The sequence below is a fragment of the Olleya sp. UBA1516 genome (assembly GCF_002323495.1).
Lineage (GTDB): Bacteria > Bacteroidota > Bacteroidia > Flavobacteriales > Flavobacteriaceae > Olleya.
In genome coordinates this window covers 54,251-79,715 of record NZ_DCQO01000016.1, presented here as the reverse complement: position 1 = coordinate 79,715, position 25,465 = coordinate 54,251, and the positions used below count along the sequence as shown (strand labels likewise).

The window sequence follows — 25,465 nt, the reverse complement described above, 5'->3', positions numbered from 1 at the left end:
TCAATTTATTCAGTTTAACAAAAAATTAGGTGGTTTAGATTTTATTGGCATGGTTTTTTCTTTACTTTAGTAGAAATTTCTCGAAAAAATTTAAACAGAACACATGAAAAGGAAATATAATATAATATTGCTAGTACTATTATTAGCATTTGGTTCTTGTAGTTTTACCACTAAAGTTGATGACGATCCAGATAAAGACAAACTTTTAATACAAATCATAACTTTAGCTTTAGACCAATTACATTTTGAGCCAAAAGAATTAAATGATGCTTTTTCTGCAGAAATTTATTCGGACTATTTAGAGTTGGTTGACCCTTTAAAACGTTATTTCTTGCAGTCAGATATTGACGATTTTAAAAAGTTTGAAACCGAAATTGATGATCAGTTAAGAGCTTATGATATTTCGTTTTTTAGTTTGGTTTATGAGCGTTTAGTGCAACGTCAAGAAGAAGCTAAATCTTATTATAAAGATATTTTAGCAAAGCCTTTTGATTTTAATCAAGACGAAGATTATAATACAGATTATAAAAACTTACCATACGCTAAAAACAAAAAAGGATTAAAAGAACGTTGGAGACAACAATTAAAATTTAATACACTTTCTAGTTACGATGCTTTAATGGATGAGCAAAATGATACAGCTAAAGTAAATGAAGACGAGGAAGGTACTGAAGCTATTGAAAAAGAGCCTGTAGTTAAAAAATCTATTACAGAAATTGAAGCAGAAGCTAGAGCTGAAACGTCTAAAGCTTTAGATAATTATTTTACAGACTATATCGAAGATATGGATCGTGAGGACTGGTTTGGTATGTATGTAAATACCATTGTTGAAGAGTTTGATCCACACACCTCTTACTTAGCACCAACAGATAAAGATAGATTTGATCAACAAATGTCTGGTAAACTTGAAGGTATTGGAGCACGTTTACAGAAAAAAATGGACTACATCAAAATTGTAGAGCTTATTTCTGGTGGACCAGCTTGGAGAGATGGAGAGATAGAAGTTGGTGATGTTATAATGAAAGTACGTCAGGACAAAGAAAAAGAAGCAGTAAGCGTAGTTGGAATGCGTATCGATGATGCTATTAAATTAATTAAAGGACCTAAAGGGACTAAGGTTATTTTAACCATGAAAAAAGTGGATGGTACTATCCAAGATATTGCGGTAACTAGAGATTTAGTAGAGCTGGAAGAGACTTATGCTAAGTCTTCAATAGTGAAAAAAGACAATAAAAATTACGGAATAATAAATCTGCCTAAATTTTATGTAGATTTTGAAGATTACAATAATCGTAATGCTGCAACAGATATTAAATTAGAAATTGAGCGTTTAAAAGAAGCTGGTATTGAAGGTCTTGTTTTAGACTTACGTAATAATGGTGGAGGATCTTTAAGAACCGTTGTAGATATGGCTGGTTTATTTATTAAAGATGGACCAATTGTACAAGTTAGATCAACCGACGAGCCAAAAGAGGTGTTACGTGATACAGATAAATCCATTGTTTGGGATGGACCATTAGTAATTATGGTTAACGAGTTGTCTGCATCTGCATCAGAGATTTTAGCTGCAGCAATGCAAGATTATAAACGTGCTATTATTATTGGTAGTAAGCAAACTTATGGTAAAGGAACAGTACAAAATGTATTAGACTTAAACCGTATGGTTCGTAATAGTTCTCACGGAGATTTAGGAGCCTTAAAATTAACGCGTCAAAAATTTTACCGTATTAATGGTGGATCAACGCAGTTAGAAGGTGTAAAAAGTGATGTTGTTGTTCCGGATCGTTACAGTTTTATTGATATAGGTGAGCGTGATCAAGAAAACCCATTAGCTTGGGATAAGATCACACCTGTAGATTTTGAAGTTTGGACTAGCTATTTTGACTACGATCGTACCATTGCTAATAGTAAAGAGCGTATGGCTAATAACGAGCAATTAAAGTTAATTGAAAATAGTGCCAAATGGGCTAAAACAAAAATGGATGATAACAGCTACTCGCTTAATTACGAAAAATATAGAGCAGAGTTAAAGTTAAATGAAGAAGAAGCAAAGCAGTTTGATGCGATTTCAGATTATAAAACTAATTTAACATTTGAGTCGTTACCATACGAGCAAAAAATGTTTGATCAAGACACAACCTTACGTGATAAACGTAACAGATGGCATGAAAATTTAAGTAAAGATGTTTATGTTGAAGAGGCGCTTAACGTGCTAAATGACCTAAAAATGACTTACGAAATTAAAAAAGTAGCCACGATAAAAAATTAGTAGTTTTGTCATTCCTTTGATTTGTATATTTAGCATTGCAAAACTCAGGAATTGATAATTATAAAATGACAACAAAAACATACTCCTTATCACAATTAGCGCTTCAAAAGTTTAAAAAAAACTTTTGGGGCGTTTTTAGTTTGTGTTTTGTAGCATTAGTTGGCTTAGTGTCTGTATTTGCGTATTTATTTGCACCAGACAATTCTCAAAATGCCAATCAAATGCATGTGTCTATTCATTCTAAACCTCCAGGTTTTAATGTTAAGATGTTGACCATACCTTCTCAAATTAAAAACGAGCAATCACTTTTTCAAAAAGTGTTCTTCGGAATAAACAATACAGATACCGAAATTCCTATTTCTAGTTATTCAATACATAATAACCAATTAACGTATACCGAGTTTGCTTCTGATGGTTTTGAAGGCGACACAAAAACAATCGATGCGTCTTTTATCACTCAAAATTCAGCGTCTCAACATATTAAAAACGTTACCTTCTATTTAGGAACCGATAAATATGGACGTGATTTATTAAGTCGTTTATTGGTTGGTGCACGTATTTCTTTTTTTATTGGCTTTGTAGCAGTATTTATATCTTTGGTTATTGGGATTTTTATGGGTAGTGTTGCTGGATATTATGGAGGTAAAGTGGATGCTTTAATCATGTGGATTATAAATGTAACCTGGTCCATACCAACGTTATTGTTGGTTATAGCTATTACCTTAGCCTTAGGTAAAGGGTTTTGGCAAGTATTTATAGCAGTAGGTTTAACCATGTGGGTTGAAGTGGCTAGAGTCGTTAGAGGTCAACTTATTAGTGCAAAACAAATGCAATATGTGACAGCAGCTAGAGCTTTAGGATTTAACGATTTTAGGATAATAACAAAACATATATTACCTAACATTATGGCTCCAGTGATTGTAATATGTGCAGCCAATTTTGCTGCAGCAATATTAATAGAGTCTGGACTTAGTTTTCTTGGTATTGGTGCACAACCACCTATGGCAAGTTGGGGAGCGATGATTAAGGATCATTACAACTATATTATTTTAGGCAAACCCTATCTAGCTATTTTACCAGGTTTATGCATCATGCTTTTAGTAATGGCTTTTATGTTAATTGGTAATGCATTACGCGATGCGTTAGATGTTAAAGTTTAGGCTTCTAGATTAACTATTCCCTTTAAAATAAATACATCACAGTCTTTTTTTATATACTTTTGCAACGTTATGCAAGAATTAAAATTATCAGATTGGTTACCTACCACTAACAAAGAGGTTAAGATACGTGGTTGGCAAGAGCTAGACGTCATACTTTTTAGTGGAGACGCCTACGTGGATCATCCTACGTTTGGTCCAGCAGTTATTGGACGTTTGCTAGAAAGTTTTGGCTTACGTGTCGCTATTGTACCACAACCTAATGTTAACGATAATCTTCAGGACTTTGTAAAATTAGGTAAACCAAGATTATTTTTTGGTGTTACAGGTGGTTGTATGGATCCCATGATTAGCAATTATAATGCTAATAAAAAGAAACGTGATAAGGATGCCTATACGCCAAATGGTGACATTGGATTTAGACCTGATTATGCATCGTCTGTATATTCTAAAATTTTAAAAGAAAAATGGCCAGATACTCCAGTTTTAATTGGTGGTATCGAAGGGTCTTTACGTCGTGTAACACACTACGATTATTGGAGTGATCAATTAATGCCAACAATTTTAGAAACTTCTAAAGCAGATATGTTGGTATACGGAATGGGAGAACAACCTTTACGTGAAATCATCCGTTTGTTAGAAAAAGGCGTGCCATTTAGTAGTATTAATACAGTTAATCAAACCGCTGTATTAATGAATAAAGACGAAAAAATACCTAAGAACAGTAATTGGGAAGATATTGAAATTGCTTCGCATGAAACCTGTTTAAAGGATAAGAAAAAATATGCCTCTAATTTTAAGGTCATCGAGCAAGAGTCCAATAAATTAGCTGCAAGACGAATTTTCCAAAAAGTAGGAGATAAGGTGTTAATGATTAATCCACCATATCCAACAATGACTGAAGCAGAAATTGATGCGTCATTTGATTTACCATACACACGATTACCACATCCTAAGTATGATAAACGTGGACCAATTCCTGCGTTCGAGATGATTAAGTTCTCAATCAACATTCACAGAGGTTGTTTTGGTGGTTGTAGCTTTTGTACCATATCTGCGCATCAAGGAAAATTTATTGCCTCACGTAGCAAGGAATCTATTTTAAAAGAAGTTGATACTGTTGCAAATATGCCTGATTTTAAAGGGTATTTAAGTGACATTGGAGGACCAAGTGCCAATATGTATCAAATGAAGGGTAAAGTACAGTCTATTTGCGATAAATGTGTTGCACCAAGTTGTATTTCGCCAGTAATATGTAGTAATTTAGATACGTCTCATAAACCGTTAACCGAATTGTACCAAGCGGTTGATAGTCATCCAAAAGTTAAAAAATCGTTTATAGGTTCTGGAATCCGACACGATATGTTAGTCCCAGAATTTAATAAAAATGCAGATCCAAAAGAGTTAGATGCCTATACAGAAGAAGTCATGACTAAGCACGTCTCTGGACGACTTAAAGTGGCTCCAGAGCATACTAGTGATCCTGTATTAAAATTGATGCGTAAACCGTCGTTTAAATACTTCCATAAGTTTAAAGAGCGTTTTGATAAGATTAATATTGCTAAAGGATTAAAATTACAGTTAATACCTTACTTTATTTCTAATCATCCAGCTTGTGAGGTTGAAGATATGGCTAATCTAGCTGCCGAAACCAAAGACATGGGATTCCAGTTAGAGCAAGTACAAGGGTTTACACCAACACCAATGACTGTGGCTACTGTAATTTATTATAGTGGTTACCATCCTTACACGCTTAAAAAAGTAAATACACCAATTACTAGAAAAGAGAAAGACGAACAACACCGTTTTTTCTTTTGGTATAAAGACGAAAACAAAGCGTGGATCAAAAAGACCTTAAATAAATTAGGACGTCAAGACTTATTAGACGTGCTGTTACCTAGCAAAGAAGAGAAATGGCGAAAAAACAAACCTAAAGGTGAAGCTAAAAACACCTTTAATGACGCTGTTCCGTTTAATCAACGTAAGAATAAGGCTAAGTTTAAAAGCAAAAACAAACGTCGTTAAAAATTAGTAATCTATTAACTTTTTTTTGGTGTAGAATTTTTTCAAGATGTTTTAATTGTAGTATATTATAACTATGAAAAAACAACTACAAATAATTAATGGGATTGCTTTTGTCTGCGTGATTGTAATGAACTATTTATCCAATACTGGTTTATTAAATAACACAACTATTGGCGAAGTCTCTAAACAATACAATACTTTATTTACACCAGCAGGATATGCGTTTTCCATTTGGGGAATCATCTATTTGCTATTAACAGGATTTATTGTTTATCAAGGACGTAGTCTATTTGTAAACGTTAGAAACAACGATTTTATACTAACAACAGGTTGGTGGTTTGCTATCTCATGTATTGCTAATTGTGCTTGGATTGTCACTTGGATTTATGGTTACACGGTATTATCTTCAGTATTTATTTTTATAATACTTATCGCGTTATTACAAATAGTGCTTAAAAATAAAATGGAACTGTTTGATGCACCAATCTCTGTTATTGTGTTTTTGTGGTGGCCATTTGTTATCTATAGTGGTTGGATTACAGTAGCTAGTATTGCTAATGTCTCAGCAGTTTTAGTAAAATATAATTGGGATGGTTTTGGGGTATCACCAACCGTTTGGACCTTACTATTAATTGGGATAGCAACAGTAATAAACTTAATAGTTACCTGGACACGTAACATGCGCGAATTTGCACTAGTTGGTGCTTGGGCTTTAATTGCTATTTACGTAGCTAATAACAACGCAAATACTACTGTAGCCTACACTGCATTAGTTGCAGCTTTAATTTTAATTATAAGCAGCGCTGCACATGGCTTTAAAAACCGAAAAACAAATCCTGCTATTAAGTGTATGGAGTATTTTGGAGAGATTGAGTGAGCTTTTGAGTTTAATTATTCTTATTTAAAATTTCTTCTATATTTGAAATATTTAAAGCATGTTTATTAATGTTTTTTCTAATTCCTTTACAAAGGTCTTTATCGAAATATACTTCTTCATTTTTTACTTTGAAATATTCCTTACCATCATCTCCTTTCATTAATTCAGAATGTGCAAATTTATTTCTAATAAGTATTATTTCTTCAGTATATGCTTTGGAGAAATCTTCTTCTTTCATTATTTTAAGAACCTCACCCAGAGCAATTATTTTTTGTGAGGAATTAAATAATATATTGTCCTTAAGAATATCATTAGTTTTTCTGCGAGAAGCTTTATCAAATTTTTCCTTTGCATTAGTCAAAATGCTATTAAAAATGTTATCCAAAACAGGTGCAATAGATTCTGCTAACACAGGGTTTTTAAGTTGATGTTTTACAATGTTTTCCATTTTTAAGTCTAGTGAACTTGTCTCTTGCATTATCATTCCTCTCATTGTTACGATATGTTGAAACATAGAAATAGTCAAATCAATCAACTCAATTATTGATATTCCTAGTTCTCTATAAGCATTTCCTTCATCCATTTGATGAAAAGTAATTCTACTACTATTAATCAATTGAGTTTTTGTAAGTTCACTATTTGCAGAATAGAAAAAGACTTCGGTTAATATGTGTTTTTCATCTCTAACAAAATCTATAACTTCACTACCGTGACTCTCATTTAAGTTTAAATCTGTAATTATTAAATCAAACGTTTCATTATTTTCGTATTTTTTTTTGAATTCATCAAAATCTTCGGCGGTTTCAATAGTCACATTAAAGAATTCATCTTCTAAATGTTTTTTTACGCTCTCTTTTAGAGCAAGGAAAGGTTTTGTGTCAATTTTATCTTCTACCCAGATTATCTTATAGTCTAATTTCATAGCGGTATTTTGATTAGGAATTCAGCTCCATTAGAACTATTTAAGAACTCAATATTTGATTTGTATTTTTTTAAGATGTCTTTAACGTGATACAGTCCAATTCCAGAACCGTCTGTTTTACTATATCTGAATTTGAATATGTTTTTACTAATTTCAATTGGAATTCCATTGCCATTATCTCTAAAGTAAAGTAATAAGTGTGTTTTATCCTTTTGCCATTCTAATGTAACTTCTGTTGCTTTTGCTTTTCTGGAATTCGAAAATAAATTATCTAGAATAACAGTAATCTCAAAAGGTCTAAATTTCATTTTTTTCTTGAAATTAGGCGTAGTTACTGAAATATTTATTGGACGTTTTTTATGTATAAAAGAATCGGCAGGTATGTAAATATTGTTTACATAATCATTAATGAAAGAAACAATATCTTTTGTTAGTTTTTCAGCTTGAGTGTTAAATCCAGCTTTTGTAACAAACCTAGAAGCACTAACGATTCTTTGTACTTCTAAACTTATATCTTTTATATCGTCAATTAATTCATCCTTAGTTTTTTCTTCGTTTATCGCATCTATCAAAGAGTCTAGGCTCCATGTGATATTGCTGGCAGTATGTATGATTTGATGTTGAAGAGCTAATAAATCTTTTTTTTCACGACCAATTTGTGTTTTATCAAAAAGTTTTTCAGCTATCTCTCTATCAAGCTCTGTTTTTAGCTCTTCATTTTCTATATACTTTTGTAAAGCTTCTTCCTCAGCTTCTTCTTTTCTCGATTTTAAGTCAGAAAGCTTTTTTTCAACATTTTTTATTGTCTTCTTTACTTCATCCTTGTCGAAACTATCAGAATCAATTTTTTCAGATAATTTCTTTAGAGTTCCTTGAGCAGATTTTTCGCTTTTAGAGTCTAATATATCGAGAATGTTTTTGGAAACTTCAAATTTATTTACAGATTTAGAGCGAGTTATTGAAGATATTAATTTACTAAGATTTTCGTTAACATTAAATATACGCTCACCTGATTTACCTTCATTTTTTACAAAAGATTCATTTATATTAATATAATCGTCATCAGATAAGAAATTTCCCCAATCCGTAATGTCGATAGTATATTTTTCTAGTTTTTTTAAAGTTTCATAAAAGTGTTTTTCTAGATGAAAGTATGATGATGTTTTTATAAACCCATCACCTCTACTAGAAGTTTCTTTAAGATTATCGTTTTCTCCATTTATTGAGATATAACCTAAGACTTCTCTAGTTCCTAAGTTTCTCGCATAACCTTGACCTTTCCTAACATCCATTTTAAAGGGGTCGTCTCCTCTTTCTCCATAAGGATATATTCTTAATCCATTCTTATATACAAAAATATGACCGTATTCTACAGGTTGAACACCCATTCTTCTACTAAAAGTTGATTTTGCAGATTGATTCATAAAGAAAATAGAATAATGAATACCTTTAAAAGCAGGATAAGGATTGTCTTCTTGTATTCTATAAACTAGTTCTCCACCCTCATAAAGTGTTGTAATTATAGAATCACTATTGATATCAGATTCAATATAGCTTGTTTTGAGTTGAAGTGTTTCAAAAATCGGATTTTTGATTTCACCATTAATAATTTTAAAGTAATTAATTTCTGATTTTTCTAAAGTCCCTTTTTCAAATCTCTTCTTATTTTTCTCTTTTTGTTTTTCATCATTTTTAGCTTCGTCTTCAACTGAAAGAAATATTTTAAAAGAGTCATCATCTTTAATGGCAGAAGGATTAATAAGACGCGCTAATGAGTCTTTTAAGTCTTCAAATTTTTCTCTATCCCAATTATTATTGAGATTTGAGATTTCTAAAACTGTTCCCTTATTAATTGCATATGAGCTTTTTTCTAATGTTTCGTGTAATACACTCACATTTACAAATTCATTATTACTATTCTCAGTAAACTTGTTCCAGTCCGTAACCAGAGCTTCTATTTTTGCATCTCTCTCATCTTTGATAGTTTCAAGATATAACCCACTACCAAGTCTATCACAAGAGAATCTACCAATTCCTTTTGCTCCTGCATACGCTCTTTTTACTTTGATTTTATCTCTAAAATCTTTGTAACTATCTTCTTCGTCTCCTTCTATTTTAGATGAACGGGCTACAAAAAGCCATTTATCAAGTAGGTCTTGATAGCCCATTCCTTTTCCATTATCTTTAATTATTATTTTTGCTTTATCTGTATAGATGTCCTTAAAGATTACGTCAACTCTAGTTGCGTGTGCATCATATGAATTTTTGACTAATTCAAAAACAGCAATAAAATCATCAGTTATTAAGTCTCTACCAATTATATTTTTTAATGCAGAACTAATTTTAAATTGAAGAGGTTTTTGCATATTAGATAAGGTTGTTTAATGTTATTCCTGCTTGTTCACCAAATAAGGGCGGAATAGCATTTCCAATTTGTGAATATCTTGGCACTTCTTGTGTTCTTCTTTTTCCTCCAGTTGTATATTTTCCTTTAAATTCATACCAATCGTTAAAAGATTGTATTCTAGCATATTCTCGAACTGTAAAAATTCTAGGTTGAGAATAATGTACGTAATCGTCTGGTAAAGTGGTTATGGTTGGAGTAGGTGTTTTTCCTGACAAAGGAATTATAGTTCTCTTTTTGAGATTAAATTTTTCTTTTATTTCGTCAGATAAAGTTTTGTTTTTATCTGCGTATTTTAGAATGTATTCTAATTTTTGAACAGTACTTTCACTATGTTTAGCAAATCTGTGACTATCAGGTATTTTAGTATTAATGTTTCCTTTTAAAAGTTTTTGATAACTAGAAGTGGGCTTATTGTAAAGACTAGTTTTAAAAGAAGCTGTGTCTGGAGAAGTAGTTTCATTTTTTCTAAGTAAATCTGAAATTGCATCTTCAAGAGTATTAGTTAGTCCAATACCTTTTTTTACTAAAAATTGTTTTCTCTCTTTCTTTATTGAATCGAAAAATTCTATAGGACTTGTTTCTTCTGCAATATCTTTTCTAATACCTACTAGGATAAATCGCGTTCTTTTTTGTGGTACTCCATATTCTGAAAAATCAATTAGTCTTCCTTCTACTTCATATCCAAAATAACTTTTGTCTTTTGGAGTATAGCGTAAGGCTCTTTTTACATATTCAGAATAAACGATTCCCTTAATTTTATTTTTATCAAATTTTTGCGTAAAACCCTTTACGTTTTCAAAGAAAATCACTTTAGGTTGTACTTGTCTAATAAAGCGTATATAAGATTTGATTAATTTGTTTCTTAAATCATCTTCATTTCTTTTTCCAGCTGTAGAAAACCCTTGACAAGGTGGTCCTCCTGCAACCATATCTATTTCTCCTCTTAAATTTTTAAGTTCAGTAGGATAGTTTTTGATAATTTCATTTATATCATGTTCTTTTTTCGGTAACCATTCAGGCCAATCAAAATGATTGTTGTTTTCAATCAAGTTATGATTAAACGTTTTAAAAGCGTCAGGACTTTTTTCAATAGCAAAATGTCCTTTCCATAAACCAGAATTAAATAATCCAAGTGAAAGCCCACCGCAACCAGCAAATAAATCGATGTAAGTTTTTTTATTGTGCATATATTAAAAAAAAAGTATGTCTTACAAAGATATCAACTTAATCGATGAAAAAAAATCTATTTTTAAGTAAGAAAAAGATTATTAATGCGCCTCCAACCAATTCAAACCAGTATCCACTTCTACATCTAAAGGCACTTCCATTTTAAAAGCACCTTCCATTTCGGTTTTAATTAAGGTTTTCATTTCCTCAAGTTCAGGTTTATAGACATCAAAAACCAATTCATCATGTACTTGTAGTAGCATTTTGGTTTTATAATTACCAGCCTCTAATTTGTTATAAATGTTAATCATGGCAATTTTAATAATATCTGCAGCACTACCTTGGATTGGTGCATTAACCGCATTACGCTCTGCTGCGCCACGTACTACAGCATTGCGACTATTTATATCTTTTAGGTAACGTCTACGATCTAAAATAGTTTTTACATAACCATGATCACGCGCAAAATCTACTTGTGCGCTCATGTATTTTTTAAGTTTAGGATACGTTTCGTAGTAGGTGTCAATTAACTCTTTAGCTTCACCACGCGATAAGTCGGTTTGGTTACTTAATCCAAAAGCAGACACACCATAGATAATTCCAAAGTTTACGGTTTTAGCATTACTACGTTGCTCGCGAGTGACTTCGTTTAAAGGCACATTAAAGACTTTTGATGCTGTGGAAGCGTGAATATCTTCTCCGTTTTTAAAAGCTTCAATCATGGTTTCTTCCTCACTTAACGCAGCAATAATACGTAATTCTATTTGGCTATAATCCGCAGCTAATAGTGTGTAGTCTTCATTGCGTGGTACAAACGCTTTACGGACTTGACGTCCACGTTCTGTACGTATCGGAATATTCTGTAGGTTTGGATTATTGCTACTTAAACGTCCTGTGGCAGCAACAGTTTGCATATAATCTGTATGCACACGACCTGTTGCAGGCTCTACCTGAAGTGGTAACGCATCCACATAGGTGCTTTTAAGTTTTGCTAAACCACGATAATCTAAAATATTACGGATAATTTCATGATCCTTAGCTAGGTAAGACAGTATGTCTTCTCCTGTTGCATATTGACCTGTTTTTGTCTTTTTAGGTTTGTCAACCAATTTTAGTTTTTCAAACAAAATAATACCTAATTGTTTTGGTGAGGCAATATTAAATTCCTCTCCAGCAACCTCATATATTTTACTTTCTAAAGTGTTGATATCGTTATTTAAATCGTCTGATAGGCTATTTAAAAAGTCAACATCCAAATTAATACCTTCCAATTCCATAGCAGCCAATACACGTAGTAAAGGCACCTCAATATCATCAAATAATTTTTGAGTGTTAGCTTCGTCTAATTCCTTTTCAAAATGTTCTTTTAATTGAAGCGTAATATCAGCATCCTCAACCGCATATTCCGTTTGTTTTTCCAACGGAACATCACGCATGGATAATTGGTTTTTTCCTTTTTTACCAATCAATTCTGTGATAGCAATTGGTGTATAGTTTAAATACGTCTCTGCCAAAACATCCATATTGTGACGCATGTCTGGATTAATTAAATAATGCGCTAACATGGTGTCAAATAGCGATCCTTTGACTTGGATATTATATTTGGCAAGGACTTTAATATCGTATTTTAGATTCTGTCCAATTTTCTGAATGGTCTCACTTTCAAAAAATGGTCTAAGCGTTTCGATTAGGTCTTGTGCTTCGGTTTTGTCCTCTGGAAAGGGTAGGTAAAAGCCTTTACCAATTTCCCATGAAAATGATATCCCAACCAACTCTGCAGTTAGTGGGTTTAAACCTGTGGTTTCGGTATCAAAACACACCGAAGTCTGATTCATTAAGTTTTTGATAAATAATGTAGTCGCCATTCCTGAGGCTACACTTTGGTAAAAATGTGCAGTAGTTTCGGCAGTTTTTCGCGCTAAGCTATCTGTGTCAGATGTCGCTGTTGCGGAATTTGGGTCGCCTCCAAATAAATTAAATTGACCAGCTCCAGCACTTTCAGCCTCTTTAGGCGTCACTTTTGGTGCTGCTTTTTCCGAAGGGTTGTCGTTAGCAAGCGATGTGGCTTCTGCACCAGAAGTAAAAGTTTTTGTAAAATTATCTATAAGACGTGTAAATTCTAATTCCTGAAAAATGGCAGTCACTTTAGGAATATCTGGAGCGTCTAACTCAAAATCTTTAGCGTTAAATGTCACAGGAACGTCTAGCATGATGGTTGCTAGTTTTTTAGAAAGTAAACCTAACTCTTGGTTGGCTTCAATCTTTTCTTTCATTTTACCTTTAAGCTCGTGTGTGTTAGCAAAAAGGTTTTCCATGCTACCATATTGTGCTAAAAACTTTTTAGCGGTTTTTTCTCCAACACCAGGTAAACCAGGAATATTATCACTGGCATCTCCCATCATTCCTAAAAAGTCAATGACTTGTAAAGGGTCTGTTACTTCAAATTTTTTCTGTACTTCTGGGATTCCCCAAGTTTCATAACCACCACCAAACACAGGTCTGTACATAAAAATGTTTTCGCTAACTAATTGCGCAAAATCTTTATCAGGTGTTACCATAAAGGTTTGGTAGCCTTCTTTTTCGGCTTGTTTAGCTAAAGTCCCTATAACATCATCCGCTTCATAACCAGCTTTAACCATAATTGGAATATGCATGGCTTTTAAAATCTCCATGATATAAGGTACAGCAGTTTTAATGCCTTCAGGTGTTTCGTCACGATTGGCTTTATAGGCCTCAAACATTTCGACTCTGTCAGCACTTCCGCCTTTATCAAAACATACAGCTAAATGGTCAGGACGCTCACGTTTAATTACATCTAATAACGAGTTCATGAAACCCATAATAGCAGAGGTGTCTTCTCCTTTAGAGTTTATTCTTGGGTTTTTTATAAAGGCATAATAACCTCTAAAAATTAAAGCGTAAGCATCGACTAAAAAGACGCGTTTATTGTCTGACATAATAGTAATTTTGATAGAATACCAAAACTACAAAACTTAACGCAGGTTTGCTTTAAAATTTGATAACTTCTGTACTTAAAATAACAAATTATTGATTAAGCTTTTAAGAATGCTTTAGATAAGATTCTTTCGTTTTTACCATGCTGATATTTCATGTACGCAAATCCAGGATGTATACAGTAAGATCCCGTTTGACCTGCTTTGTTAATAGCAATGTAGGCTGCCTGAAAATCTTTGTGGTTTTTGTTTTTATTGACTATACGGTTAATGGCTTCTTCACATGCTTGTTGTGGATGCATTCCGTTGCGCATTAGCTCTACGATTAAGAAGCTTCCTACGGTTTTTAAAATTTCTTCACCTAAACCAGTAGCAGCTGCACCACCAACTTGATTGTCAACATATAATCCAGACCCAATGATTGGCGAGTCGCCAACGCGTCCTTTCATTTTATAAGATAATCCAGAGGTTGTACAAGCTCCTGCAATGTCACCATCTTTATCTATGCATAACATACCAATGGTATCATGATTTTCTATGTTGATTATAGGCTTATATTCTGAAGTTTTTTTCCAGTCTTCCCATGCTTTTTTTGAGGCTTCTGTAAGTAGGTTTTCTTTTTTAAAACCCTGTGTATAGGCAAAATCTTCGGCACCATTTGCAGCTAAGATTACGTGAGGTGTTTCTGTCATTACTTTTTTAGCAAGAAGCGCAACGTTAGTAATGTTTTGGACACAAACAACAGCACCACAATCTCCAGAACTGTCCATAACACAAGCGTCTAGCGTTACTTGGCCATCTCTGTCTGGAGCACCACCTTTACCAACGGTTGTATTGGTTAGGTTTTCTTCCTCAATAGCGACACCAGCAATAGCAGCATCTAAAGCTTTTACACCTTGTTCCAGCGTTTGACCTGCTTTTGCATTGGCATCTACAAAACCCCAAGTGCAAATGGATACAGGAAAATTAGTGTTATCTATAATGCTAGTAGTGTCTTCTTTTTGTTGCGTTACATCAGATGAATTTTTATCAATTTTAGCGCAAGCAAGAGCAGAACTTCCTGCTGCAAGACCAATACTTGTTAATGATGCATTTTTTAAAAACTTTCTTCTATCCATATTATGTAATTAATACGTTACACCTTGTTTATCCAAAATAGATTTAGTCCTGAAAGTATAAAATAATAAATAACTAAAGCATAGTACAGCCATAATGTAGGACGTTTGTATACCAAAAACATCTGCTAATTTACCTTGTAAAGGCGGAATAATTGCTCCACCAAGAATCATCATTATTAAAAATGCAGATCCTTGAGACGTGTATTTGCCTAAACCTGCAATACTTAAAGTAAATATACAAGGCCACATAATTGAGCAGAACAATCCACCAGATAAAAAAGCAAATAATGCGACGTTACCAGAAGTTAATAGTCCGATTACCATAGCTAAAACACCTAATAAACTAAATGTTTTTAATGTTGTAACCGGATTGTCTTTAGCATAAAAGAAACCTCCAATTTGTACTGCAACGCATATGGCGAAAAATAAGATTTGATTAGGCGAGTATTTTCCAAAATTGACCAATAATATTACTCCAAAAGCAACGTAAGGCACAATAATTAATAGCCATTTTTTTAAGCCTTTACTTGGGTTAAATACAGTAATAGCTCCAACCCAACGACCAACCATTAATCCTCCCCAATACAGTGAAATATAAGGTGCGATTTGTGCATCGTTTAGGATTGGTAAGCCTAATTCGTTTAGGTTTGTTCCGTCTACAGCTTTTTTTAGTAGTTCACCTAAATTACTACCAACAGTAACCTCTACACCAACGTAAGTAAAAATAGCAAGCATCCCTAAAACTAATTGCGGATATTTCATTGCTCCCCAACCTTCAGGTTTTTTAGAAGAACTAGAATAAGCAAATACTAAACAGCCAACAACAGCAGCTAGTGCGATAATTAAAAAGACTAGACGTTTATTTTCTAAAGCTTCTGAAGCGACTTCATTACCTGTATAAGTACTAAAAATGTAACCAAAACAACCAATGATTATTAAGGTTAACACAATTAATAAGTTTTTGGCTTTATTAGCTGGCTCAAAAGCAGTTTCAGATTTTAAAGCTGGTAATTTTTTTGAGAAATAAAATAATGCTGCTGCTAATAAAAATAAGACACCAACTCCTAAATATAGCATTTGTACAGTGTTAAGTGTAATCTCGTTATTTTTAATCATAGCAGCCAACTCGTCACCAGACAAAGGTGTAGATCCAAAAATAATAAATGCGACTACGATAGGTCCAATAGTGGTTCCTAACGAGTTGATTCCGCCAGCAAGATTTAATCTGTGTGAGCCAGTTTTAGGATCGCCTAATGCAATAGCAAAAGGGTTAGCAGTGGTTTGTTGTAATGAAAAACCAAGTCCAACAATAAAAAGTGCTATTAGTACAAAATAAAAAATACTAGTTTGTCCTTGTTCTGCTCCAGCTGTTGCAGGATACATAACAAAAGCGCCAATTGCAGAAAGGAGTAATCCATAAATAATTCCGTTTTTATAACCCCAAGCATTTAAGATGTCTTTTTTAATTGTGCTAGATATTATAAACAATAGTAAGGCACCAATGTAATAAGCACCATAAAAAGCAAAATCTACTAATTGTGATTGAAACTGATCGATATCAAAATAGGTTTTACAAAAAGGGATAAACACACTGTTTGAAGCAGCTATAAATCCCCAAAAAAAGAAGACAGTCACTAAGGTTGTTAAAGCAGATTTGTTATTTTGGTTTTCCATTGGTTGGTTTTTAATTTGTCCTAAATATAGTTATAAATGTTATTTGATAGTGATTTCGTCCACAAAAAGCCAACTTCTACCATCATGCTTGTAGCCTAAATGCCATTCTGGAAGTTTGCCTAGTTTTTTTGCTATGATTTTTATGTAACGATATGGTTTTGGTACTTGTTTAAAAAATACCTTTTTGATTTCTGTGTCTTCAGAAGGTTGTGTGCTATTAAAAGATTTAGTGGCATCAATTGGGTTAAAATTAATTCCGTCTGTCGAGCCAAAACAGCTCACTTGGGTTGGATAAAAAATCCATGATCGTTGTTCTTGTAAAAAATTTAATGAGACAAGATTTACTTGCTTTACGCTACCTAAATCAACAGTTGCTATTAAGTCTTTGTCTTGATAGCCTTGCCAAGTTCCGGTTCTAAAATCTTGTGTTCCGTATATACCATCTATTAACGCGTTGTTTCCGCCACCATTATATTGATTTGCATATTCGGTTTCTAGCTTAATTGAAATATTTGGATCTATTTTATAGAATCGGGTTTGGATAGTGGCACTTTTAATTCCGTTTTTTTCTGAATAGACTTGTAACAATGTAGCTTTAGAGATAGTAAAGGGTTGTTGGTAAGGTTTAAAACTTTGATTGTCTAGACTGTAAAAAGTTGCAACTTGTTTGTCTGCATTATCTAAAACTACTTCAGTTTTGCCTTTAAAGGCAATATCACCTTTTGCGATAAATGGAGCAGGAGTGATAGGATGGTCTATAATTTCGGTTTTAGGTACTTGGTTGTCTTTTGTAGCCCAAGTAGAGGGTTGGTCTGTCATTTTAAAATGAAGTTTACCACCACTGATAATATCTGAATGATTGATAAAAGATTGATTTAGCGGACTGCCATTTAATTCTGCGGAAGCGATATAAATATTTTTAGAACTTAAATTATCTGCTGAAATGGTGAATTGTTTACCGTTTTCTAAATTAATGGTTGCTTTTTCAAAAAGAGGTGTCCCGATAATATAGTCATTACTACCAGGTGTTACAGGGTAAAAACCTAGGCTACTAAAAATGTACCAAGCACTCATTTGACCACAATCTTCGTTACCAGAGATTCCGTCAGGATTATTTTTGTATAATTCTGTTAAAATTTGATAGACTTTTTCTTGTGTTTTGTGTGGTCTATTTACAAAATTATAAAGATATGCCATGTGGTGACTAGGCTCGTTACCATGTGCATATTGCCCAATTAAACCTGTAATATCCACTTGATGTCGTCCAGAGGTTTGGTCTTTTGCAACAAATAGTTTGTCTAAATTAGCGTCTAGTTTGTCTTTTCCGCCTAAAAGTGTCGTAAAACCAGAGATGTCTTGTGGTACGTAAAAACTGTATTGCCAAGCGTTAGCCTCAGTGTAATTAAAATTGACTTCATAAGGATCAAATGGTGCAAACCAGGTATTTCGGTAACGACCTCTCATAAATTGCGTTTCGGGATCAAAACTATTTTTATAATATTGTGCTCTTTCCGAATACGTTTTATAATCGTCTAGCTTGCCTAAACTTTTTGCCATTTGAGCAATAGTCCAATCGTCATAAGCATATTCCAAGGTTTTAGAAACCGATTCGCTTTCTTCTTCCACAGGAATAAAACCGAATTGCTTATAGCTTTTTAGGCCTAATTTATCTCTTGTTGCACTATGTTTCATGGCCTCAAAAGCTTTGTCGACATCATAATTTTTTATGCCTTTTAAGTAGGCGTCTGCTATAACTGGTACTGCATGGTAGCCAATCATACAACCTGTGTAATTGGCACTTAAGTCCCAAATTGGCATAATGCCACCTTCGTTATATTTAGCAATAAAGGTGTTTATAAAATCGTTGGTTTTGTCTTGATCTATGATGGTGTATAAAGGGTGTGCTGCACGATAGGTGTCCCAAAGTGAGAAAACTGTGTAATAATCAAAATCTTTAGTGGTGTGAATTTTTAGGTCCATACCACGATAACGACCATCGACATCTTGATACAAATTAGGCGCTAAAGCAACGTGATACATTGAGGTGTAAAAGTTAGTTTTGTTATCAACATCCTTATCTTGGATTACAATTTTTTCTAATTGTTTTTCCCAAATATCTTGAGCTGTATTTTTTACTTCTTCAAAAGTTAGTTCTCCTATTTCTTTATTAAGGTTTTTTCTGGCACCTTCAATATCTACAGCACTAATACCTATTTTTAAATAAACAGCTTGGTTGTTTGGGTTATTGAATTTTAACGCTATTTTTTGAGCACCTTTTTGACCTTGTTGAGGTGGAGATTGAAGTACATCTGAAAAAGTATGTGATGTTTTAATAACAAAATACAGACGTTGATCTTTTGCCCAAGCTTCCGAAAAACGATAGCCTTCAATTTGGGTATCCGAAACCTTTGTAATTTTAGCATCTATAACCTTATCACGATGCAATAAATCTACAATTGCAAATTGATTTTCTGCCGAAGGAAAACTGTATTTGTGTATGCCACTACGTTTAGAAACCGTTAATTCTACATTAATATTGGTACTATCTAAATGTACTTTGTAGTAACCAGGTTGAGCGACTTCATTATCATGAGAAAAATGAGCACGATAACCAGGTTTACCATCTGCACCATTGTTAAAATTTTGCTGGTTGGTTGGCATTATTAAAATATCACCATAATCCGAAACACCAGTTCCGCTTAAATGTGTGTGCGAAAAACCATAGATATAACTATCACTATAGTGGTATCCAGAACAACCATCCCAACCTTCTAGTCGTGTGTCTGGACTAAGTTGCATCATTCCAAAAGGCATGGTTGCTCCTGGATACGTGTGACCATGACCTCCAGTCCCAATAAAAGGATTAACATAGGCTATTAACGGTTTTTTTTGGGTTGTTGGTTTTTTATTTTCGGTTTTGTCATTACAACTAGAAATGATTAAACATAGGATCAAAAACGCGGTTAGTTTTAGTTTCATTTGAAAGAATAGCTTTTATAAGCATCTAATATAATTAAAAATGAAGGTTCAAAAAATTCTATGACCAGTACTTGTGCGTAATATATAAACAGACTTCGATTTAAAGGCTTCATTAATTTTAATTAAAACAGAAAATATAAAATAATAAATCACCTTTTTATAATTAAAAGGACATAGCATAAAGAATTAAAAATCAAAACGTTTAACAAATTGCTAAGATAATTGAGTGTCATATTAGTTAAATTTGTAGTCTAAACTAAGTTATGACACGTCTAATTATTATTTCACTTTTATATATATTACTAACTGTTTATGGTTTTCAGGCTATTAGAACAGTGTTTAAATCAAGTTGGGTACATTATTTGTTTTTTGCAATAGCACTTGTTGTTGCCTTAAATATGGTGTATCAATTTGCGTCACCATCCGAAGGTAGAGTGATATCAGGAGGTAGAGGTTATGCTATTGGTTTTTTGCTATCCTTTATGGCTTTTAATTTAGTGCTTGTTCCTATATTAATAGGAGAGGACATTATTAGATCATTTATAAGCCTATATGATAAATATTTTATTACTAAAGAATCCTTTTATCTACCCTCTAGACGTAAATTTATAAGCCAAATTGGATTAGGTCTGGCAGCAATACCATTTGCTTCGTTGCTTTATGGTATGTATCAAGGACGATACAATTATAAAGTTTTAAAATACACATTACATTTTGAAGATTTACCAGACGCGTTTGATGGCTATAAAATGACACATATTAGTGATATCCATTCTGGAAGTTTTGATAATAAAGAAAAAATTAATTATGCTGTTGATTTAGTAAACAAGCAACAAGGAGACGTTATATTGTTTACAGGAGATTTGGTTAATAATAAAGCATCCGAAATGTATGATTGGAAAGACACCTTTTCTAAACTGACAGCAAAAGATGGTGTGTTTTCTGTATTAGGAAATCATGATTATGGTGATTATGTAGATTGGGCAACAGAGCAAGATAAACATGATAATTTAAATGAATTAATAGCTATCCAGAAAGAGATTGGTTTTGATTTATTATTAAATGAAAGTCGTTACATTGAAAAAGATGGACAAAAATTAGCATTAGTAGGTGTAGAAAATTGGGGAATAGGTGGTTTTAAAAAAGCTGGAGATTTGGATAAAGCATCAAATAATATTGCCTCAGATGATTTTAAGGTATTGCTATCGCATGATCCTTCACATTGGGCAGAACAGGTAATAGACCATAGTAATCACTATCACTTAACGTTAAGTGGGCATACACATGGCATGCAGTTTGGAATAGAAATTCCGGGTTGGATTAAATGGAGTCCTGTTAAATGGCGTTATAAACATTGGGCAGGAATCTATAAAGAAAAAGGTCAATATATTAACGTTAACAGAGGTTTTGGTTATTTAGCTTATCCTGGACGTGTAGGAATTTGGCCAGAAATAACAGTCATAGAGCTTAAAAAAGGGACGCAAATTGCTTAATTACAACTAAATGTTATATTTTAGTGACTAGTTTGAACTAAACTGAAAATCAAATGTCAAAATTTGGAGAATTAATAGATGTCGAAATTCCTGTACTGTTAGACTTTTTTACAGAATGGAATGAACCATCAAAAGCCATGCACGCAGTTTTACGCGATGTAGCTGCAGCACTAGGTGATAAGGCAAAAGTAATAAAGATAGATGTTGACAAAAATCAAGAACTATCCGAAGCTTTACGTGTCAAAGGATTGCCAACTTTAATTATCTATAAAAATGGAGAAATGAAATGGCGTCAAAGTGGCGAACAAGATGCTAATACTTTAATAAGTATTGTACAGCAATTTGTTTAAAGCGCTTTAAACTGATAGCCTTTATTGCTAAAATACTCTAAAACTTTAGGTAGTGCGTATTGCATGTTTTTTGAAGCTTTTATGCTATCATGAAATACGATAATACTTCCCGAAGCACTATTTTTTATAACATTTTGTAAGCATTGTTCTGGTGTAACTTTGACTTCCCAGTCGTAAGATATAACACTCCACATTACTATTTTATAACCTCTTTTAATTAATTGATTGGCTTGTTTACGTTTGATTTTCCCAAAAGGGGGTCTAAACAGATGCTTGTTGTCTGCATCAATTAACTGTTGTGCTTTTTCAGCATTTTCTACATAACTATTAGTATCTGTATGCCATCCTTTAAGATGGTTAAAGGTATGATTGCCTATTGTGTGACCATCATTTAAAACAGATTTAAAAATATCTGGATACTTTTTTATATTATCTCCAATGCAAAAAAATGTTGCTTTCGCATTGTGTTTTTTTAGAAGGTCTAAAGTCCATTGTGTGATTTTAGGTGTAGGACCATCATCAAAAGTTAAATAAATAGTTTTAGACAAAGACGCCTTTTTCCAAATGTATTTTGGAAAAAGGCGTTGTATTAATTTTGGTGTTTTTGCAGGAAAAACAGGCATCTATTCGCTTTTTAAAACAGTATCTAATTGCTGTAAAAAATCTTTGTCTGTTGGTGCAGGATTAGTTTCTGGCTCAGGCTCGCTATCATAATATTGTTTAAACAATTCTAGATAGTTAGTAAAAGTCATAGATTCTTTTTTGGCAAATTCTCTGTCATATTCAACTAAAACATCTACTAAAGCTTTGTAGCGCTCAATATCTGTAAGTATTTCAGTAAAGTTGTTATCTTGATTATCTCTAGTTAAGGTACTGTAGTATTTTAAATTTTCTTGATATTTGGTAGCAACTTCTGTAAATAGTTGTCTAGCTTTATCTTGATTGTCAACTTCATAGTAGGCACTAATATAAGGCTCTAATAAGGTGTAATGACCATACTTATTAACAGGCATATTTTTCATAGCTATGTCAGCTATTTCTTCAGCTTTATCTAATTGATTTTCATTAATTAAATTTTCAATTAATCTTGCTAAGTTTCCTCTGTAGGTAATTGAGTTTCTTCTAGTTTCTGGATCATGGTAAATTTGATCACTTCCACTATTTCCCCAATCCCAATTAACAACCTTATTATACATAAACTCTGTATCTAAGCGTCCCATATCAAATGGATTTGCTCTAGCTACAGGTGTTTTTATAGGGACTAGTTTATAGACCATACCATCAAGTTGTAAGTAATCTTTCATCCAAATGTAGTCATCGTTTCCAAAAGCTCCACCAGTAAAGTATATAGGTCTTTCCCAATTGTTACTAGCAACAATATCAAGCATTAATAGACGGTTTTTTGTTATGGCATTGTCAGTTATTGTTATGTCAACATAGTCTTCTATTAAGTCGCTATCTTTTGCTTTTACAATACCATTAGCCAAAACAGATTGTTTGTCTACTGGTACTCTGATGTTTTCGACAGGAAAATAGTTAGCATTTAAAAATTGTTGAGGATATTGTGTATAATCTTCTCCTTCTTGTTGTAAAGCATATTTAAGTTTTGTCTTTGGATCATCACTAGTTATAAAATTCATAAATGTTGCAATGTCTAAAGTGTCTTTAGATCGTAAACGTTTCATTAAATATTCTCTTGTTCCATGCTTATATTTATCGTGGGTTAAGCTAGAAGGAATAGGGTCACTCTTATAAGCTTTACGCTTCATTTGATCTATATACCAATCCGTTTGGAATAAACTAGTGTTTACTACACGCACATCTGTACGATAGTTTTCAATCTCTTGTGCATACCATAAGGCAAATGTATCATTGTCACCAATGGAGAATAATATACCATTTTCTCCACAGGAATCTAAGTATTTTTTAGCCATAGCTAAAGCTGTATACTTACCTGATCTATCATGGTCATCCCAGTTTTGAGACGCCATTATAACAGGTACTAATAGTAAGCACGCTAAAGTAATGGTTGGAGCTAATACTTTGTTTGATACGTATTTTTTTAATAGATCAAAAATAGCGTAGACACCAAGTCCAATCCATATTGCAAATACATAAAACGATCCTACGACTGAGTAATCACGTTCTCTAGGCTCAAAAGGTCTAACGTTGGTATATACTTGTATTGCTAATCCTGTAAATAAGAAAAATACCAAGGTAACCCAAAATAATTTTTTGTCTTTATTGAATAAGAAAAATAAGCCAATTAATCCTAAAATTAATGGGAAGAAAAAATACGTATTGCGACCTTTATTATCGGCAACATCACTTGGTAGATTATCTTGAGATTGTCCTAAATGCCACTCATCAATAAATTTAACACCACTAATCCAATTACCATGTTGGTCATAGCGACCTTGTAAGTCATCTTGTCTACCAGTAAAATTCCACATAAAATATCTCCAATACATATAACCTAGTTGGTATTCAAATAGGTATGAGATATTACTAGCTAGTGATGGTTTTTCAATATTGATAAATTGTCCAAATTGTTTTAAAAAGTTATGATAATCTTCATAATCAATTGCACCTTTAGCAACATCACTTTTAAAGTCAATCATAGATTGTACTAATCGCTCTTCACCTTGGTATTCTGGTTTAAGACTAAATTCCAAAAAGCCAGTAAACAGCATGTAGTTTTCTGCATTTTCGCCACTCCACATTCTTGGTAAAATAGCAGCTTGTTTAGAGTTAAAGTTTTGTTTAGCACGTTTATAATCGTTAACAATAATATATTTACCTGCTGCTTCGTCTTTTTCGTATTTAGGTTTATCATCTACATACGGTTCGTTTTCATCTAAACCAGTGTATTGGTCTGTAAATAATGGTCCGTAAAATAAATGTGTTTCTGGATACTGTTCTAGATTATAATAAGCCAAAAGTTCTCTAGCACTAGAAGGGTTGTTTTCATTAATAACAACATTTGCGTTTGCTCTAATAGGTAACATTAACCAAGTTGAAGAACCTATTAATACAAATAGTAAGCATATAATACCTGTATTTATATGGTATAATTTTTTAGCTCGTGTATATTTTAGTCCGTAGTAAAATGCTGCAATAAGTAATATTCCTGCTATTATTGAGCCAGAATTAAAAGGCAATCCTATTTGATTAACAAAAAATAATTCTAATGCACTAAAGTATCTTAATACATTTGGAAACATTAATTTAAATACAAATAACAATACAGCAACTGATACAATATTGGCTATTATAAAATTTTTAATTGTTATTGTTTTATAGTTTTTGAAATAATAGATTAAACCAATCGCAGGAATGGTTAATAATCCCATAAAGTGAATTCCAAAAGAAAGACCTACAACAAAGGCTATTAGTATTAGCCAGCGATTACCTCTAGGTTTATGCATGTCTTTTTCCCAGCGTAAACCTAAATAAAACATGACAGTCATTATTAAAGTAGCCATAGCATAAACTTCGGTTTCTACAGCGTTAAACCAAAATGAATCCGTGAAGGCAAATGCTAAACTTCCTACAAAAGCACTACCTAAAATGGCAAATTGTTGTCCTTTTTCAAGTTTTTCTGGTTGTCCAATTATTTTTTCTAACAATAAAATAATTGTCCAGAACATAAATAAAATAGCAAAAGCACTAGATACAGCGCTCATCATATTCATTAAATAACCAATTTGTGAAGGGTCTAAAGCAAACACTGAAAACACTGCTCCAAACATCTGAAATAGTGGTGCTCCTGGTGGATGTCCAACCTGTAATTTTGAAGAGGTTAAGATATATTCTCCAGCATCCCAATAACTTACGGTAGGTTCCACAGTAAGCGTGTAAGTGATAAGAGCAATTAAAAAAGCGAACCAACTAAGTATTAAGTTCCATTTTTTAAAGTTAAAAGTCATCATAAATTATAGGTTTATTATGTGTTGCGAATTTAGTAATTATTATCAAACAGACACGGTTTTTAAGTTAACGTTAAGTTTTAATTTAAATTTTTTTTAAAAAATGTTTGCGTGAATAAATAATTGTATTAAATTTGCATCCTC

Annotated in this window: 15 protein-coding genes; 6 read left to right on the top strand and 9 right to left on the bottom strand. The window is 32.8% G+C overall.

The window, feature by feature from the left end; genetic code table 11:
• Window positions 1–103 precede the first annotated feature (103 nt).
• From B2989_RS09395 to B2989_RS09380, 4 genes are all read left to right on the top strand, one after another.
• Window positions 104–2,269, top strand: coding sequence for a carboxy terminal-processing peptidase (locus B2989_RS09395; RefSeq protein WP_292947746.1), 2,166 nt, complete (start codon window positions 104–106; stop codon window positions 2,267–2,269).
• 65 nt (window positions 2,270–2,334) lie between these two features.
• The gene (locus tag B2989_RS09390; protein ID WP_292947743.1) at window positions 2,335–3,429 is read left to right on the top strand and encodes an ABC transporter permease; all 1,095 of its coding nucleotides are present in this window, start codon (window positions 2,335–2,337) and stop codon (window positions 3,427–3,429) included.
• 69 nt (window positions 3,430–3,498) lie between these two features.
• Window positions 3,499–5,451, top strand: a complete 1,953-nt coding sequence (locus B2989_RS09385; RefSeq protein ID WP_292947740.1) for a YgiQ family radical SAM protein — start codon at window positions 3,499–3,501, stop codon at window positions 5,449–5,451.
• Between the two features lie 73 nt (window positions 5,452–5,524).
• Complete coding sequence (locus tag B2989_RS09380) at window positions 5,525–6,328, top strand: tryptophan-rich sensory protein (RefSeq protein WP_292947737.1); 804 nt, start codon at window positions 5,525–5,527, stop codon at window positions 6,326–6,328.
• 10 nt (window positions 6,329–6,338) lie between these two features.
• Here the strand turns inward: B2989_RS09380 and B2989_RS09375 are convergent, their stop codons facing one another.
• From B2989_RS09375 to B2989_RS09345, 7 genes are all read right to left on the bottom strand, one after another.
• Window positions 6,339–7,250: a hypothetical protein gene (locus B2989_RS09375; RefSeq protein WP_292947734.1), complete on the bottom strand. Its 912-nt coding sequence runs from the start codon at window positions 7,248–7,250 to the stop codon at window positions 6,339–6,341.
• A complete protein-coding gene (locus tag B2989_RS09370; protein ID WP_292947731.1) occupies window positions 7,247–9,616 on the bottom strand; it encodes an ATP-binding protein in 2,370 nt (789 codons plus the stop codon). The genes B2989_RS09375 and B2989_RS09370 overlap by 4 nt, the downstream gene beginning before the upstream one ends.
• Window position 9,617: 1 nt before the next feature.
• Window positions 9,618–10,844 (bottom strand): DNA cytosine methyltransferase, encoded by a 1,227-nt coding sequence (locus B2989_RS09365; RefSeq protein WP_292947728.1) that lies wholly within the window; start codon window positions 10,842–10,844, stop codon window positions 9,618–9,620.
• An 81-nt stretch (window positions 10,845–10,925) separates the two neighbouring features.
• A complete protein-coding gene (gene polA, locus B2989_RS09360; RefSeq protein WP_292947725.1) occupies window positions 10,926–13,781 on the bottom strand; it encodes a DNA polymerase I in 2,856 nt (951 codons plus the stop codon).
• Between the two features lie 95 nt (window positions 13,782–13,876).
• On the bottom strand, window positions 13,877–14,896 hold the full coding sequence (locus tag B2989_RS09355; RefSeq protein WP_292947722.1) for a N(4)-(beta-N-acetylglucosaminyl)-L-asparaginase: 1,020 nt from the start codon (window positions 14,894–14,896) through the stop codon (window positions 13,877–13,879).
• A 9-nt stretch (window positions 14,897–14,905) separates the two neighbouring features.
• Window positions 14,906–16,570 carry an MFS transporter gene (locus B2989_RS09350; RefSeq protein ID WP_292947719.1) on the bottom strand — a complete coding sequence of 555 codons (1,665 nt, stop codon included), beginning with the start codon at window positions 16,568–16,570 and terminating at the stop codon, window positions 14,906–14,908.
• Window positions 16,571–16,609: 39 nt separating this feature from the next.
• Entirely contained in the window at window positions 16,610–19,549 is a 2,940-nt protein-coding gene (locus tag B2989_RS09345) for a GH92 family glycosyl hydrolase (RefSeq protein ID WP_292947716.1), read from the bottom strand.
• Between the two features lie 263 nt (window positions 19,550–19,812).
• Here B2989_RS09345 and B2989_RS09340 point away from each other — a divergent pair, with 263 nt between their 5' ends.
• Together B2989_RS09340 and B2989_RS09335 are read left to right on the top strand one after the other, a co-directional pair.
• A complete protein-coding gene (locus B2989_RS09340; protein WP_292947713.1) occupies window positions 19,813–21,042 on the top strand; it encodes a metallophosphoesterase in 1,230 nt (409 codons plus the stop codon).
• Window positions 21,043–21,095: 53 nt separating this feature from the next.
• Window positions 21,096–21,392, top strand: a complete 297-nt coding sequence (locus tag B2989_RS09335) for a thioredoxin family protein (RefSeq protein WP_145003689.1) — start codon at window positions 21,096–21,098, stop codon at window positions 21,390–21,392.
• On the opposite strand, the gene B2989_RS09330 is transcribed toward B2989_RS09335, so the two are convergent.
• Window positions 21,389–22,015: a polysaccharide deacetylase family protein gene (locus tag B2989_RS09330; RefSeq protein WP_292947709.1), complete on the bottom strand. Its 627-nt coding sequence runs from the start codon at window positions 22,013–22,015 to the stop codon at window positions 21,389–21,391. The two genes, B2989_RS09335 and B2989_RS09330, sit on opposite strands and share 4 nt — an antisense overlap.
• Complete coding sequence (locus B2989_RS09325) at window positions 22,016–25,324, bottom strand: DUF2723 domain-containing protein (RefSeq protein ID WP_292947706.1); 3,309 nt, start codon at window positions 25,322–25,324, stop codon at window positions 22,016–22,018. It abuts the gene before it with no gap.
• Window positions 25,325–25,465 lie beyond the last annotated feature (141 nt).